The organism is Exiguobacterium acetylicum, from assembly GCF_019890935.1.
In the GTDB taxonomy this organism is placed as follows: Bacteria; Bacillota; Bacilli; order Exiguobacteriales; family Exiguobacteriaceae; genus Exiguobacterium_A; species Exiguobacterium_A abrahamii.
This window is the reverse complement of record NZ_CP082333.1, coordinates 2,256,373-2,272,250: the sequence shown is the minus strand read 5'-3', so window position 1 is coordinate 2,272,250 and position 15,878 is coordinate 2,256,373. Positions and strand designations below refer to the sequence as shown.

Below are 15,878 nucleotides of genomic sequence, written 5' to 3'. Positions count from 1 at the left end.
GAGAACACATCCTTGGCTGAAAGATGTGACGGGCGAACAGGAGGAAGGTCACCCCACGAGCTGGTATCGTGAGTCTTACGAGCGATATCCGTCCTCCACACGTTACGTGGCTAGAGGGCATCCGATTTTGGGTGAACTAAGGTGGTACCGCGGAAAAAAGCAACGGCTTTCTTTCGTCCTTAGCATAGGACGAGAGAAGCCGTTTTTATTATGGACAAAAAGGAGCGATCAGGATGCAGGAATTATCAATGCCAACGAAGTATGATCCGCAGGCAACGGAAGAAAAATGGTACGACTTTTGGGTGAAAGGTGACTATTTCAAAGCCGACCAGGATCCAGAGAAAGAGCCGTACACGATCGTCATTCCACCACCGAACGTCACAGGTAAATTACACCTGGGTCACGCGTGGGACACGACGTTACAAGACATGCTGACACGGATGAAACGGATGCAAGGATTCGACGTTCTTTATCTACCAGGAATGGACCATGCCGGTATCGCGACGCAAGCAAAAGTCGAACAAAAACTGCGGGCAGAAGGACAATCACGTCTTGAAATGGGTCGTGAGAAATTCCTCGAGCAATCATGGGCATGGAAAGAAGAGTACGCGTCAACGATCCGTGCACAATGGGCAAAACTTGGTCTTGGACTCGATTATTCGCGTGAACGCTTCACGCTCGACGAAGGCTTGTCGGAAGCGGTTCAAGAAGTCTTCGTGAAACTTTACGAAAAAGGCTTGATCTACCGCGGCGAATACATCGTTAACTGGGACCCAGCGACGAAAACAGCGATCTCGGATATCGAAGTCATCTACAAGGATATCGAAGGTGCGTTCTATCACTTCAGCTATCCACTAACGGACGGTTCAGGTCACGTTGAACTCGCGACGACACGTCCTGAGACGATGCTCGGTGATACAGCGATCGCCGTGAACCCGAAGGATGAGCGTTATGCTCACCTCGTCGGAAAAACGATCACGTTACCAATCGTCGGTCGCGAGATTCCGATCGTTGCCGATGACTATGTCGACATGGAGTTCGGTACAGGTGTCGTTAAGATCACACCAGCACACGACCCGAACGACTTCGAAGTCGGTAACCGTCACGAGTTACCACGTGTCCTCGTCATGAATGAAGATGGAACGATGAACGAGAACGCAGGGAAATACGAAGGCATGGATCGTTTCGAATGCCGGAAACAAATCGTTGAAGATTTAAAAGCAGAAGGTGTTCTAATCAAAATCGAACCACACTTGCACTCTGTCGGTCACTCGGAGCGTTCAGACGCGATCGTTGAGCCGTATCTCTCACTCCAATGGTTCGTTAAAATGGAGCCACTCGCGCAAAAAGCACTCGAGGAGCAACAAGGGCCAGACAAGGTCAACTTCGTTCCACAACGCTTTGAAAACACGTACGTTCGCTGGATGGAAAACATCCGTGACTGGTGTGTCAGCCGTCAACTCTGGTGGGGACACCGGATTCCGGCTTGGTACCATAAAGAAACAGGCGAAGTCTACGTTGGCAAGGAAGCACCAGCCGATATCGAGAACTGGGAGCAAGACAACGATGTCCTCGATACATGGTTCTCTTCAGCGCTTTGGCCGTTCTCGACGATGGGGTGGCCGAATACGGACGCTGCTGATTATCAAAAATACTTCCCGACATCGACACTCGTTACGGGTTATGACATCATCGCTTTCTGGGTCTCACGGATGATCTTCCAATCGTACGAATTCACAGAACAACGTCCATTCCAAGATGTCTTGATCCACGGATTGATTCGTGATTCGGAAGGACGCAAGATGTCGAAATCCCTCGGGAACGGAATCGACCCGATGGATGTCATCGAGAAGTATGGTGCCGATTCTCTTCGTTGGTTCCTAACGACAGGATCAACGCCAGGGAACGACCTCCGCTTCTACTGGGAAAAGATCGAAGCAACATGGAACTTCTCGAACAAATTGTGGAACGCAAGCCGTTTTGCCTTGATGAACATGGATGGTCTAACGTTTGATCAGATCGATTTGACAGGCGAGAAGTCACTCGCAGATAAATGGATTCTGACACGCTTACAGACGACGATCGACGATGTGACGCGTCTGTCGGACAAATATGAGTTTGGTGAAGCGGGACGTATTCTCTATCACTTCATCTGGGAAGACTTCTGTAACTGGTACATCGAGATGGCGAAATTACCACTCAACGGGGAAGATGAAGCAGCGAAGCAGACGACACGTTCGGTTCTTGCCTATACGCTCGACCGGATCATGCGTCTGATGCACCCATTCATGCCGTTCATCACGGAAGAGATCTGGCAACACTTACCGCATGAAGGCGAGACGATCACACGTGCTGCATGGCCAACACGCGAGGCATCACTCGACTTCCCGGAAGCTGTTCCAGCATTCGAAGCAGTTCAGAACGTCATCCGTTCGGTTCGTAACATCCGCGCGGAAGTGAACGCACCGATGTCGAAACAGATCCAACTGTTCATCTCGACGAATGACGCACGTGTTCAAGACGACTTGTCGTCAAATAGCTCGTACTTGCAAAAGTTCACGAACGCGTCTGAACTCCGGATCGAAGAACAGATGCCAGCGCCAGAAAAAGCAATGAGTGCGATCGTAACGGGAGCAGAATTGTTCATCCCACTCGCGGACTTGATCAACATCGAGGAAGAAATCGCGCGCTTGAACAAGGAACTCGTCAAGTATACGAAAGAAGTCGAACGGGTCGAGAAAAAACTCAACAACCCTGGCTTCGTCGGCAAAGCACCAGCACATGTCATTGATGAAGAAAAAGCGAAGGCACTTGATTATACGGAAAAACGTCAAGCTGTCGAAGCACGCATCAACGAACTCTCACACTAATTACAGCAGTGGCTCAAGTCTCCTTGAGCCACTTTTTTTAAAGGAGCGAACAGCATGAGGACGCGAGAAGATGTATTGGAATGGTTATCGAGCTTACTAGCATTCGGCGTCAAACCGGGTCTTGAACGGATGCAGGCGATGTTACTGGAATTACAGATTGACCCGGACGCGATTCCAACGATTCATGTCGCTGGCACGAACGGAAAAGGATCGACGGTTGCGTTCTTACGTGAGATGGGAATTGCGGAAGGATTACGAATCGGAACGTTTACGTCGCCGTATATCATTCAGTTCGAGGAACGGATCATGTTGAACGGGGTGCCGATTGCAGAAGACGATCTCGTTACAGCTGCGATCGCTGTTCAAGCGGCCATCGGGCGCATCAATCCGATACTCGGTACGGTCACTGAGTTCGAGGCATTAACAGGACTTGCCTTCTATTATTTTGATCAGATTCGTCCCGATTTCGTCATCTATGAAGTCGGTCTCGGTGGACTGTATGATTCGACGAACGTCTTCAAGAAGCCGGTCGCCGCGATCATCACGTCAATCGGGCACGATCACCAAGCGATTCTCGGAGATACGCTCCAAGAGATTGCTTTACAAAAGTTCGGCATCATCAAACAAGGAACACCGGTCATCGCCGGAAAACTGCAGGAAGAGCTGACGGTGCCGTTAATGGCGTATTGCGGGGACCGGAATGCGACGTTGAAATGGAGTCAGGAAGCCATCATCCGTTACCGCTTAAAAGAGACGGGGACCTGGGCGACATATGATGGAATACCAGAGACACGCTTAGGGCTCGAAGGTCATCATCAAGTCCATAATGCAGCGAATGCCGTCATCTGTGCGCGGCGACTCGGCTGGTCGAAAGCGGCAATCCGAAAAGGATTACGGGAGGCAAAACATCCGGGACGGTTTGAGATCATCTCGCGCAAACCACGAATCATTCTCGATGGTGCCCATAACCCGGAAGGCATCACGTCACTGGTTGAACGCTTAAAAGAGGAATCAAAGCCCGTGACGTTGCTTTGTTCGATTTTGCGTGACAAAGACCGGACGGCGATGCTAAAGCAGTTACGTAGCATTACACCTGATATTTATGAGACGACATTTGATTTTCCACGAGCACGGACACTCGATGAGTTAAAACAAGACGGGGCTAATGTAACGACGGTCGAAGCATTCTTCGAGCAATTAAGGGCAGAGCGAACATATGTCGTGACGGGGTCACTCTATTTCATTAGTGAAGTGCGTCACTACTTCGCTTCTTCTTTTACAAAAAAGGGGAAATTCTGATTCTCTCGTTATAATGAAATGGGGGAGTATAGTCCCATATTCCAATGACACGATGAGGAGACGATAAATGATGAAACAGTGGGTCCGTCTAGCCTTAGCCATCTTACTGATTTTTTCAAGTTTTACGTATATACATGAACCGCATTCCAAAGCGGCAACGGGTGAAAAGTTTAAGATTTTAGAGATTCGAGATGAATGGTCGACGACGAACCGGATTGATCCTGGAGCGACCATTACGTCATTGTCACTGTTAAAAGAGTTGAGTACTAGTCAATACGAAATCAAGATGATGACGGTCAAGGAACTGAATGCTTCTCGCTTCCCTCTTGATGGAGCATTTGATGCGATCGTTTTTGATCCGTCTATTAATAGTGTAGATAAAGATAAATACTCAACAGAATTGTCTATTTTCGATAAAAAATCTCACAACACAAGTAAAATCGAAAATGATATTACGCAACTAAAAAGTAATGAGATTCTTAATGCATTTGTTCGAAAAGGACTACCAGTGTATCTTCATAAAGACGTCTTCACGCATGATAAAAGTAATTTCTCGAAGATTTTGAAAAACTACGTCTCAACGCAATCAACCACTTCTTACGAAAATATCAATGATGTCATTAACTCATTGAAGCAAAAAAACAATATGCGTCCTCGGATTTCGAGTGTGACGGTAAAACAAGATGGTAATACATTGTCGACAGTTAGTTCGATTGCTGTACCGAATCGACCGATTGAATTTAGTTATGTCCTTGATCAACCTGTAACAGGTGCGACTGTAGCACTTTATATCGATTTTGACAGCAACGATCAGTTTGATGAATCAGAAAAAGAAGACGAACTACCGGCTGTTTCTAACGGGAAACTTACCTATACATTTGATGTTCCAAGTTATACTGGACCACGTCAATGGATGCTTCGAATTACCAAGGACGGTAAGACGGATTATAAAACGGGGAGTTTTTTAATGAAAGACCAGTTAGCTGAAGCAAAAGTACTTCAAGTTCTTGGAACGAAGGGAACTGGTTCTCTTTTGAAAGACTTAACAGGAGAGAATTTGAGTAAAGCTGATTTTTATAACTTCAAATTAGATGTTATAGAGTCGTCTAAATTTTTAAGCGAAGCGAATTCCAAAGATTTAAATTCTTCATATGATATGTTGATCTTTGGATTCCAAGATACGTATGGTACTGCTAACCTTGATGTGCTAGCTTTCGATAAGATTAAGTCGTTCACGAGTACTGGACAGGGATTGATGTTGACTCACGATACCATCTTTAGATCAAATGTAAAAGCTGCGCCAACACGTTGGGAATCAGATTATGCTGCAGCATCAGGTCAAACCTACTATACAAACATGGGATATGGTGCAACTAAACCATCTAAAAAGGCGATTCGTCAAAATGAAGGACAAATGACTGCATATCCTTTTTCTCTAGACAAGGAGATTTCAATTGCTCAAACGCATAATCAGTACTTTGCTCTCGATTTAGAACAACCAGATTTAATACCGTGGTATAACATTAAAGAAACTCAAACAAGTACGGATAGTGGTAGGACGGTTGGTGACGCTCGAAACCACTACTACATGTACACTAAAGGAAATATCACGTATTCAGGTGCTGGACACACTTCTTCTTTTCCTGATGTAGGGGAGCGTAATCTATTTACGAATACTATGTATCGTGCCTTCATCGGAGCGAATCATAAACCGTTATTAAAAAATATCTTACCTCTTGATCAAACTTCATATTTAGAAAGTGAACCTTTAACAATTTCTTACCAAATCAACGATTATGATTTGCGTGATCGTGAACTAAAAACACGTATATTTATTGACGGAGTACAAGTGTACGAAAATAATAAAATTCAAAATAACTCATTGGTCAGTCAAACGTTTAATCAAAAATTACTTGGAAAATCTAATGTCACTATTCGGATTGAAGCAGAGGATCAACGTGGAGCGAAGACAGTAGAAACAAGAACAGTTAAAGTCGTCAGTCCTTCAGCATCGGAGCCATTTGCGCTGACACGTTCCATCAATCCATCAATGATTCCAAGAGGAGAAACAGCAGAAATCACATACACGATTAATCCAATCATGTTACAACAACATGAAGCAATTGGTAATAATGGTAAAAAAACAGACAAATATACGGTATTCATGGAAGATATTCTTTTCCGTGAAAAATTCCCGGATAATTTAGAAATCGTATCGATTAGTGGATTGAATGATAAAAATATCTCTGGTCAAAATGTGAGTGGTAGTCTAGATCCGATTGAGTACGTAGAAGAAATACCAGATTTGCATAAAGGCATGTGGAAGCCTGTAAAAGATAAGATTACTTTTTCGATCATAGTGAAAGCAAAGGAATCTAATGGTGCTTATATATTAGAACAAAAAGATAATTCACTAACCTCAGCTAAGAATATCTATAAAGAAATTGCTAATGGAAAAAGAGAAAAAGTTACTACGATCGCAAATAATTCACAGTCATTTAATTCGCTTGGGTATGCGTTAACACCTGGATTCGCAACACGTGTTTCGATCCCTCCGGTCCAAATGAAAATTACTACACCTTCTTATAGAGTACTACCGGAAATAAACCCGGTTGGAAGTAAATATGGAGTTATGAATTGGTCCATTGAAGATGAGAATATTGCTACAATAGACAACGAAGGAGTAGTTCGACCAAAGAAAGTTGGAAAGACAAGAATTAAATTAGTACTTCCAGTTGCAAACGGTAAAACATTAACTGCTACATCTGAATTGATTATCGAAGACGAGTTTAAAGAGTTATCTGTGACTAAAATGTTTACTGAGTTGTTTGTCGGAGAAACTCAGTCATTTGAAGCTAAAGCTTTAATGTATTCAGGTCAAGAGTTACCCATTCGTTGGATTATTGACCCTGCTGCAAATACGGTAGTAAACGAAATATCTAATGGTAAATTAGAGTTGACAGGAAAGACACCAGGAACAGTCAAAGTCAAAGCGGTCGTACCTGCGACAGCCGGAAGCTCTACTTATCTTGCTCAGTCGCCAGAGTACACGATCCAAGTCAAGTTGCCGGAACTATCCGTCTCGCCAAACAATCTTGAACTGTGGGTCGGATCGAATAAAGATGTGACAGCAATATTCAATCCAAACTATCCGTTGCCATTTACAGTTTCTACTGTGAGTAATGCGATTCAATTGAATCAGACATCGACTGGATATACGATTACTGGTAAAAGCGGTACGCCGAGTGGACCGGTCGAAGCTATTCTCAAGTTAACCGATTTCCCTAGTACGATTGCAAAAACTCTTATTCGAGTACGTGAAAATCCAACTAACCTGACAGCTGCTGACTTGATGATGACAATGAAGGATGATGATAAATTACCATCGCTTCGTTGGTTACCAGTGACGGCGACGGAAAAATTCTATCGCTTGGAAGTGCTCCAAGGTAAGGAATATGTCAGGGTTGATCCAACAGGACAGGCGCTACAACCACTTCGTCCAGGAGCTGCACGTATCAAAGTAACCGCATTAAAGGAAAATAAAACTATTCTTGAAGTTATGAAAGACAATCAAAGTACACCACTAACAACTACATTTAAGGTGAATATCAGTTCAGAATCGAATCCAGCTAAATATGATGGAGATGTTTATTAAGATGTGGAGACGCGAACTATGAAACGAAAAAAAATCGTTGCTGTCCTCTTGATTTTAATCATCATTGGAATCGGGGGGGCGGTGTATGTCACAAAATTAAATCAACAAGCAGCACTCGAGAAAGGATTACGTTCAGAAAAGCCAGAACGACTCGCTGATGCGCTAAAAAATACCTCTTTATCGACAAAGGAGAAAAATCGTTACATCCGTCGCTTCCAAGAAACACTCGCTTTTGACAAAGCAAAACTTCTTCTTGATGAACAAACTGTTGAAAATAAGCCAAACTGGTTTTATGCAGCGCAATTCGCACCACTGAGCACGGTCTCTGAATGGTTAACGAAAGGCGCGAAAATCAGTCAATTGAATTCAGAAGGTCGGTCGGTCCTTCATGTCGCGACGAGTGTGAATCGATCGATTGATGTTTATGCTCTTCTGGTAAAAAAAGCATCTAAAAAGGAACTCAACCAAATTGATGACTTCGGTCATACGCCACTCTTTTATGCGACGCTAGATCAAAATGAAGCGGCAATCGAACTGTTGTTACAAGCAGGAGCGAATCCGAATCGCGGAAAAGAGCAACCGGTCTATGAAACGGTCAAACAAAACCGAAAAGATTTATATAGGGTGTTGCAACAGAGCGGTGCAACGGTAGAAAGTAAAAAGGTGAAAAAGCTCGCCAAGCAATACCGAGCAACAAAATTCTAATCAAAAAGAGTCATTCGTCGTCAGCGAATGACTCTTTTTGATGTTTCTTAAGGTTGAACGCGCTTGGGTGTTTCAACGTACAATTGGACTGCTCGATTAAGTGGAAGTAATGCTGTTGGATTTTTCAATAACGTCGCATCATATTCCATACGCAAACGAGAATCTTCAAAATCAGATGATTTATTAATGAGCATCAGTTTTTCGAGCTCAGTCACGTTTGCAGGGAAATCCTTTTCTTCTAAATCTAATTTCCCACGATAAGCATTGACTTCTAGTTCCCCCCTCGTGAAGATACCACCTCGAACATTCATTGTTGATCCTACAGAATAAATGGTATTTTTTTCTCCGGAATCACTATATAGAAACGCATTTAAATCAGGTTCATTTGTTTGTGGACTTGAGAATTTGTTGACTCGATTAATTAAGATATCTCCTTTACTGAGCAGAATTAATGTATTTTGCTTTGATGAATTATTACCGTCATTTTGAATATTAGCGTTATCCAAAAGGCTATTTTTGGTCGTGAAAATAGTTGTAGCAAATTGAACGTTTCCTGTAATGGTCAATTTTCCTAAAACAACTATTGGACGCTTGATCTTGATTGGAGTCGAAGGGTCTAGTGAGAAGATTTTCAAGTCCCCATTAATAATTAAGGGGTTAGGTGTCTCTTGAATGATGTCTTCTGTTAAGGCGATTTCTCCTGCTGGTGCAGAAAGGATTTGTGTATCATTTGATAATTCATCTAAAAATGGAGTAAGAATTTGCTTAGTAGAAAGTCCTTTTTTAGATAATTCTTCTAAAATTCGACTAGTATTAGTTACCGATGTATTAGTATCTATCCCTAAGAAACTATTGAATGCATAGTCGAAGTCAAATGGAACAAGTGCTTCTTTTGTTGCTACGAGTTCTGTATCACCTTGCGGATCAAAAATAGTCTTATCACATATCGGATAATCATCGCAACTCAATAACGGTTGATTTTTTTCTTGAAAGATACGTACTTGACCCGCGATGTAAGGAAGCGCTCTTGTATTCGTGTAGGTTCCTTTATCACCATTATATGTAAAGCTAGGTGTCGCGGTCGCTTGTAGCGCATCACGAGAGAAGATATTGCCTTTAATCATAGGAGCGCCATTTAAAATAACTCCATCATCTGAACCCAACGTATAGTATAAAAAACTAGGAATTGCGGACAGATAAACACGCTGGCGATAACTTTTTTTGATGGATGGTTGATCACCTTTTTGTTTCGTGACGACTGCTGTCAAGTCAAGTACTGTCACACGGGCATTGGAGGCCGTTTCGTTGGGTGTGACCGTAACATTCGGCACAATCGTTTTTAGCGGTAAGATGACGGTACTGTTGAGATTCTCGAAAATTTCCTGAGATGAAGTTGTTGGCGAGTCTCCTGTTGTCTTGGAGACTATTTTTTGCAAAGCAGCGACTGCTAAATCAAGATCATTTTGTGTCGTCGTCTCGACATCGATATCCGTCTCGCGGATTTCGGTTAGGCGAGTTGACTGTAAACTGATGCCAATCGTCGCAACAGCGAGGACAGACAGGACGGTTAAAGTCACAAGAACGAAAAGTAATGTATAGCCTTGTTCGGATTTACGCATACCGTGTTCCTTTCTGAGTTAAAATCCAATCGTACTCGTGAAGGTCTGGACTTCTTCTTGATCTGTCGATTGAATTGTAGTTGTAATCGTTAAAATACCGTGAATGACATAGCGCCCCGGATATGTTCCTGATGTAATGGTTTGATACTCGGGACTCGATAACTTGAACGTTTGAAGTAATTCCGTTTGGTCGTCGATCGACTGTGGTGTCGATTCGTATGTTAGTTCGGTGCTGTCTAAAGTTTGTTCTGCGAACGTATAACGAACGGGTGTCACTTCCTTCTCTGAAGAAGATGCTTCTTCTGTTGCGTTAAAAGGTTCAAATCCACTGGCACGCTCAAGTAACCCAGTGTCGGCATTCAAAACAGGGAGTGTTCTTTTATAAAACGATAGCTGTTTTGCTTCATCGATCCGGATTGCATCAAATCCACCGATTTCATTTAATATGATACCGACGCGGCTATCAGCTTCACTACGCAGTTCACTGATGATTCCTGTTGCCCGAAAGCTTTTCGTACCAGAGATGAACACAGTCAGGATCACAGCACTGAAAATCGAGGCGATAACGATGGCGACGAGTAGTTCGACGAGCGAGAAGCCGTCATTTTGTTGTCGGAAAACTTTGATTGAGCGTCGCATTCGTAATCGATCCTTTCAATGATGTAATCGGTTCAGTAGTTCCTTCTATGTAGACGAATACATGGAGGTCAAGAAGATTCGGATTAACGACTCCTTCGAGTTTCCGAGGAGTCACACTGTATTTGACTTCAAAGGCAATATTATTGATTTCAGGATTAGTAAAGATTGATGAGCAAATAGCCGATAGTTCACAAGAAGGAGACGTAGGCTCTGGAATGACATATTTTCCATTCAGATAAGTCGCTTTGTCTGCCTGTTTTGATAAAGAACTGAAGGAGAAGGGTTCGTCACTTGTCGCTTCTAAAGCTTCCCGCTTGATATAAGAGGTTGCGTTTTTGGCCAAATAATTCGCAAACGTCAACTCCGTACTGTCGCGTGAGGCAGCTAGTGACTGAGAAAAAATGCTGATCAGAGAGACCGATATGATAGATAAGATCGTAATACTGACTAATACTTCGATTAGCGAAAAACCGCCTTGCTCGCGTTGCATGGATTCACCTCTACTTCATGATAGATGAGGATGAAAGATCCTAATTGATTTTTCTAGAAAATCAAAAACAGCACCTATTCACAGATCATGAAAGGATTTGTCAGGATAGGACTTATGTTTCATCATAATATTCATTATAATGGAAATACTAGGCACCTGAAATGATTAAATTCATACAGAAAGGAAACAGATGATGATTAATCCGAAGCGTTTTGCTATACATACACTTTTGCTACTTGTACTGGTAGCCCTGATTTACGTACCATCGTTTGCCTTGATTTCCTTTACCGGTAAAGCAACGGCACCCACGACGTTTTCTGAGACAGCACGGATTGGATCGGTTCCAGTCAGTGGCATGGATCGAAAGGAAGCACAATCGAAAGTTGAGAAAGCGATTACGGAGTGGACAAAAAAAACGCCGCTGACGACTGGAACGGGAGAAGAGACGACACCGATTCCAACAGAAGTCGTGACGATCAACGCCGCTGATTCTGTTCAAAAAGCTTCTCTGAAAAAAGGTGGAGACTTGATGGTTGCAGTAGACGAGGCAGCGCTTGAGAATTTTTTAGCGACACAGCCAATCAGTTACTCGGATGAGCAACTCGTTGCCTTTAAGACATGGTTAATCGATACGAGCAAAACATTACAGGAAGGGAACTTTGATCCTGCTCAATCGGAAGCTGCAGTCGATCCAACAGGGGAGGTCGTTTCAACGGTTTCGTTCTCGACGCGTTCTGCTGCTGAAGAACAGATGATCACGGCAATGATGAATGTGGAAATCAAGCCGGGACAATTGATGAATGTCAAGACGTACGGTATGGATGCAGTCGCAGGATCGTATGTCGGTAGCAAGTTATACGAACTGTTCGCAAAGACACCATTTGAAATCGTCGAACGGATGCCGCATGCGGCATTACCAGACGGCATCACATTGGGATACGATGTCAAAATTGACGAAAAAACAGATTTTGCTGTTCGTAATACACAAGCATCCATCTATCGTGTCATTGCGACCCAAAACGGAAGCGATGTCACGCTTGAATTGCGAGGCACACCGTTCAAGGAAACGGTCACGACCGTTCTTGAAGGCGAAAAAACGATTCCATTCCGGACGATCACACGTTATTCTGCAACGCTTACAGCAGGAACGACAAGCGATACACAAGCGGGAGAAGAAGGGAAATCGATTGAAGTCTATCGCGTGACGAAGACGGCTCAAGGGGAGAAAAAGCAGTTATTGTCTCTTGATTTTTACGCAGCCATCCCAGCAATCGTGACAAAGAGTAGTCAAGAAGAGCAAGCACCAGTCGTCGTACCTGAACCGGAAGATGACACGAACTCCGATGATTCGACGGATACGAATGATTCCAATGATTCAACGGATACAAATAATGACCAAACGACGGATGAACCGCAGACAGATGGCGTCGAGACGCCAGATACACCAACATCTCCGACAAGTCCGACGTCACCTGATACACCTGATAGTAACGAAACGGGTGATCCTGCTTCACCAGTAGAAGGTGAAACAACAGGAGAACCTGTCGGATAAGAAGGAGGAAACAAGATGAACTGGACGACGATAGCAATTGAACTCGGCATCATCATCGGTCTAGCGACAATCATCTGCGGTCTGATGTTTGCGGTGACGATCCCTTACGTGACGACTGTGACGACAAAAGCGATTTTATCCGTTGCGGCGATCTTGATCGTGACGTTGATCTACTTTAGCATCCAGCTCGACTGGATTACGAACCCACTCGTTCTCGTCGGAATTGTCGTCTTGTGTCTGTTGACGGCAGCAGTGACGAGTGTAATGGATGAAAAACATCAAAAACCGGATGTGTTAGAGGAAGAAGAAACATGGCACGCGGAAGGATGACACGTTAAATGGCAATGAAACGAAAACGTTTAGGGGAAATGTTGATCGAAGAAAGCCTCGTGACGGAGCAACAAGTCGAAGAGGCGTTGACGATCAAACGGTCGACCGAAAAACTCGGGGATGCACTCCTTCGACTTGGTCACTTGACGGAACAACAATTACTAGAGGCGCTACACCATCAATTGAAGATTCCAATCATCCAGCTGTACAACTATCCAGTTGACGTCGCTGTCACGAAACTGATTTCAAAAGACCTCGCACAGCGACATACGCTCGTCCCGGTCTACCGGGAAGGAAATCGTCTATTCATCGCCATGGCGGATCCGATGGACTTGATCGCGATTGACGATTTGCGGATGCAAACCGGTCTATCCATTGATGTCGGAATCGCGACGCGTGACGAAATCAGACGAACAATCCTGAAATACTATGATATTGATTCGTCGTTACGGGAGCTACTCGAATCCGACGACATGATGGAGTCGGATCAATCCCGTGATGTCGTGACGCGTGAAGATGCACCCATCATCCGGCTCGTCAATCAAATTCTAGAGAACGCGATTGCCCAGCGTGCATCCGATATTCATATGGATCCGCAGGAAACGTCGATGACGATCCGGATTCGGATTGATGGAGAACTACGAACGGAGAACAATTATCCGAAGCAGATCCAAAGCATTCTGACGACCCGGATCAAAGTTATGAGTGAACTGGATATCACCGAGTCACGCTTGCCACAGGATGGACGAATTAAATATGTCTTTAACGGATTACCATATGATTTCCGTGTCTCGACCTTGCCGACTGTTTACGGTGAGAAGGTCGTTATCCGGATTCTTGACAGCTCGAACTCGAACATCTCGATTTCAAAAATCGGTTTTAGTTCGCGGAATGAATCACAGTTCCGAGAGATGCTGAAGCGCCCGAACGGCATCATCTTAATCACCGGTCCGACCGGTTCCGGGAAATCATCGACGTTGTATGCTGCGTTAAATGAGCTGAACGACGAGTCACGCAACATCATCACTGTTGAAGATCCGGTCGAGTACCAGGTCGATGGGATTAATCAGGTCCAAGTCAATGCGAAGATTGGATTGACGTTTGCGAGTGGTCTTCGCTCGATCCTTCGTCAGGATCCGAACGTCGTCATGGTCGGGGAGATTCGCGACATCGAGACGGCTGAGATTTCGATTCGTGCTTCGCTGACAGGACACTTGGTTCTTTCGACTTTGCATACGAATTCTGCCGTTAGTTCGATCACGCGATTGATTGACATGGGGGTCGAACCGTTCCTTGTTGCTGCTTCTGTCAGTGGATTGATTGCGCAACGACTTGTTCGCCGTGTCTGCCGTGATTGTGGCGAAGTCCATCCGATTTCGAAACGAGAACAAGAGTTATTTGATCAAGAGGGAATCGAAGCGACGACGGTGATGCGTGGACGTGGTTGCTCGTCTTGTAATATGACGGGTTACCGTGGACGGGTTGCGATTCAAGAGGTCATCATGGTCGACGAAGTGTTGCGCCGGATGATCATGAACCAATCGACGGAAAGTGATATCACAGCGTACGTCAAGGAACAAGGTCAACGATTCCTGCTTGCAGATGGTCTATCAAAGGTCGCGGACGGAATTACGACGACAGAAGAGATTTTACGGACGGTGATTTCAGAATGAACAGTACGATGGAACGGGCACAAATCGAAGATATTTTACGCTCATCAAAAGAACGAGGAGCGTCCGATGTTCACTTGACGGCGGGATCACCACCCGTCTTTCGAATCAACGGAACGTTGACACCGTTTGGGACTGAAAAGATGAAACCAATCATCATTGATGGTTTTGTGCAGTCACTGATCACGGAAGAGATGTACCTACAGCTGAAGCAGGACCGGGATATCGACTTTTCGTTCGGTGTGACCGGTGTCGCTCGGTACCGGGTCAACTGTTTTTACCAACGGGGCGCTTTGTCGATGGCGTTTCGGACGATTCCGACCGAGGTGCCGACGCTTGAGCAATTAGCGTTACCGCCTGTCTTAAAACGATTCTTAACGAAACCACACGGCTTGATTCTCGTGACGGGTCCGACGGGTTCCGGGAAATCGACGACGCTTGCAGCGATGATCAATGAAATTAATCAGACGATGTATAAACGGATCATTACGCTGGAGGATCCGATTGAGTATTTACATAGTCATCATAAAAGCCTGATTGATCAGCGGGAAATCGGGATTGATGCGCCACGTTTCGCGACCGGGTTACGGTCAGCACTCCGTCAAGATCCGGATGTCATTTTGCTTGGAGAGATGCGAGACCTTGAAACGATCGCGACAGCTGTGACAGCAGCAGAGACAGGTCACCTTGTCTTCGCGACCGTCCATACGTCAACGGCTGCCTCGACTGTCAGCCGGATCATCGATGTCTTTCCTTCAGAGCAACAAGACCAGATTCGGGCGCAACTGGCGAACGTTCTCGCGGGTGTCGTCTCGCAACGCCTGATGCCGCGTTCGGATGGAACAGGACGCGTCGCAGCCCTTGAGATCATGGTCGATACACCAGCTGTCTCGAACTTGATTCGGACCGGTAAGGAATATCAGATTCAATCCGTCCTGCAGACGGGTAAACAATACGGCATGCAGACGATGCAGATGGCATTGCAGGATCTCGTCAGTCGGGGATTGATTCCGGCTTCTGCTGCATCACCGTACATATCGGGGTGAACA

General features: G+C 44.8%; 11 protein-coding genes and 1 other annotated feature (1 of these 12 running past the window's edge). Of the genes, 8 read left to right on the top strand and 3 right to left on the bottom strand.

Going from position 1 to position 15,878, the window contains the following annotated elements; translation table 11 throughout:
- Positions 1 to 184: a binding site (T-box leader), on the top strand (it extends 46 nt beyond the left edge of the window).
- A 49-nt stretch (positions 185 to 233) separates the two neighbouring features.
- From K7G97_RS11885 to K7G97_RS11870, 4 genes are all read left to right on the top strand, one after another.
- Positions 234 to 2,870: a valine--tRNA ligase gene (locus K7G97_RS11885; RefSeq protein WP_396133835.1), complete on the top strand. Its 2,637-nt coding sequence runs from the start codon at positions 234 to 236 to the stop codon at positions 2,868 to 2,870.
- A 54-nt stretch (positions 2,871 to 2,924) separates the two neighbouring features.
- Positions 2,925 to 4,169, top strand: coding sequence for a bifunctional folylpolyglutamate synthase/dihydrofolate synthase (locus K7G97_RS11880; RefSeq protein WP_223040653.1), 1,245 nt, complete (start codon positions 2,925 to 2,927; stop codon positions 4,167 to 4,169).
- A 67-nt stretch (positions 4,170 to 4,236) separates the two neighbouring features.
- A complete protein-coding gene (locus K7G97_RS11875) occupies positions 4,237 to 7,824 on the top strand; it encodes a DUF5057 domain-containing protein (protein ID WP_262415747.1) in 3,588 nt (1,195 codons plus the stop codon).
- An 18-nt stretch (positions 7,825 to 7,842) separates the two neighbouring features.
- Positions 7,843 to 8,529: an ankyrin repeat domain-containing protein gene (locus K7G97_RS11870; RefSeq protein WP_223040652.1), complete on the top strand. Its 687-nt coding sequence runs from the start codon at positions 7,843 to 7,845 to the stop codon at positions 8,527 to 8,529.
- Between the two features lie 47 nt (positions 8,530 to 8,576).
- Here the strand turns inward: K7G97_RS11870 and K7G97_RS11865 are convergent, their stop codons facing one another.
- From K7G97_RS11865 to K7G97_RS11855, 3 genes are read right to left on the bottom strand one after another with little or no spacing between them, the layout of a single operon-like run.
- Positions 8,577 to 10,148, bottom strand: a complete 1,572-nt coding sequence (locus K7G97_RS11865) for a type II secretion system protein (protein WP_223040651.1) — start codon at positions 10,146 to 10,148, stop codon at positions 8,577 to 8,579.
- A gap of 18 nt (positions 10,149 to 10,166) precedes the next feature.
- Complete coding sequence (locus K7G97_RS11860; protein ID WP_029342271.1) at positions 10,167 to 10,787, bottom strand: prepilin-type N-terminal cleavage/methylation domain-containing protein; 621 nt, start codon at positions 10,785 to 10,787, stop codon at positions 10,167 to 10,169.
- Complete coding sequence (locus K7G97_RS11855) at positions 10,750 to 11,277, bottom strand: prepilin-type N-terminal cleavage/methylation domain-containing protein (RefSeq protein WP_223040650.1); 528 nt, start codon at positions 11,275 to 11,277, stop codon at positions 10,750 to 10,752. Before K7G97_RS11855 ends, K7G97_RS11860 begins: the two co-directional genes overlap by 38 nt.
- Positions 11,278 to 11,467: 190 nt before the next feature.
- On the opposite strand from K7G97_RS11855, the gene K7G97_RS11850 reads away from it, so the two are divergent.
- The 4 genes from K7G97_RS11850 to K7G97_RS11835 are packed head-to-tail and all read left to right on the top strand — an operon-like array spanning position 11,468 to position 15,875.
- Entirely contained in the window at positions 11,468 to 12,829 is a 1,362-nt protein-coding gene (locus K7G97_RS11850) for a G5 domain-containing protein (RefSeq protein ID WP_262415746.1), read from the top strand.
- 15 nt (positions 12,830 to 12,844) lie between these two features.
- The gene (locus K7G97_RS11845) at positions 12,845 to 13,159 is read left to right on the top strand and encodes a hypothetical protein (RefSeq protein WP_029342268.1); all 315 of its coding nucleotides are present in this window, start codon (positions 12,845 to 12,847) and stop codon (positions 13,157 to 13,159) included.
- A gap of 8 nt (positions 13,160 to 13,167) precedes the next feature.
- Positions 13,168 to 14,832: a GspE/PulE family protein gene (locus K7G97_RS11840; protein ID WP_223040649.1), complete on the top strand. Its 1,665-nt coding sequence runs from the start codon at positions 13,168 to 13,170 to the stop codon at positions 14,830 to 14,832.
- Positions 14,829 to 15,875 carry a type IV pilus twitching motility protein PilT gene (locus K7G97_RS11835; protein WP_214771042.1) on the top strand — a complete coding sequence of 349 codons (1,047 nt, stop codon included), beginning with the start codon at positions 14,829 to 14,831 and terminating at the stop codon, positions 15,873 to 15,875. The genes K7G97_RS11840 and K7G97_RS11835 overlap by 4 nt, the downstream gene beginning before the upstream one ends.
- The last annotated feature ends 3 nt before the right edge of the window (positions 15,876 to 15,878 follow it).

Bases quoted from the DNA above. Each gene is read 5' to 3' on its own strand.
- K7G97_RS11840 (WP_223040649.1), top strand. From the start codon at position 13,168: ATGGCAATGAAACGAAAACGTTTAGGGGAAATGTTGATCGAAGAAAGC.
- K7G97_RS11835 (WP_214771042.1), top strand. From the start codon at position 14,829: ATGAACAGTACGATGGAACGGGCACAAATCGAAGATATTTTACGCTCA.
- K7G97_RS11875 (WP_262415747.1), top strand. From the start codon at position 4,237: ATGATGAAACAGTGGGTCCGTCTAGCCTTAGCCATCTTACTGATTTTT.
- K7G97_RS11870 (WP_223040652.1), top strand. From the start codon at position 7,843: ATGAAACGAAAAAAAATCGTTGCTGTCCTCTTGATTTTAATCATCATT.
- K7G97_RS11880 (WP_223040653.1), top strand. From the start codon at position 2,925: ATGAGGACGCGAGAAGATGTATTGGAATGGTTATCGAGCTTACTAGCA.
- K7G97_RS11850 (WP_262415746.1), top strand. From the start codon at position 11,468: ATGATGATTAATCCGAAGCGTTTTGCTATACATACACTTTTGCTACTT.
- K7G97_RS11845 (WP_029342268.1), top strand. From the start codon at position 12,845: ATGAACTGGACGACGATAGCAATTGAACTCGGCATCATCATCGGTCTA.
- K7G97_RS11885 (WP_396133835.1), top strand. From the start codon at position 234: ATGCAGGAATTATCAATGCCAACGAAGTATGATCCGCAGGCAACGGAA.
- K7G97_RS11855 (WP_223040650.1), bottom strand. From the start codon at position 11,277: ATGCAACGCGAGCAAGGCGGTTTTTCGCTAATCGAAGTATTAGTCAGT.
- K7G97_RS11860 (WP_029342271.1), bottom strand. From the start codon at position 10,787: ATGCGACGCTCAATCAAAGTTTTCCGACAACAAAATGACGGCTTCTCG.
- K7G97_RS11865 (WP_223040651.1), bottom strand. From the start codon at position 10,148: ATGCGTAAATCCGAACAAGGCTATACATTACTTTTCGTTCTTGTGACT.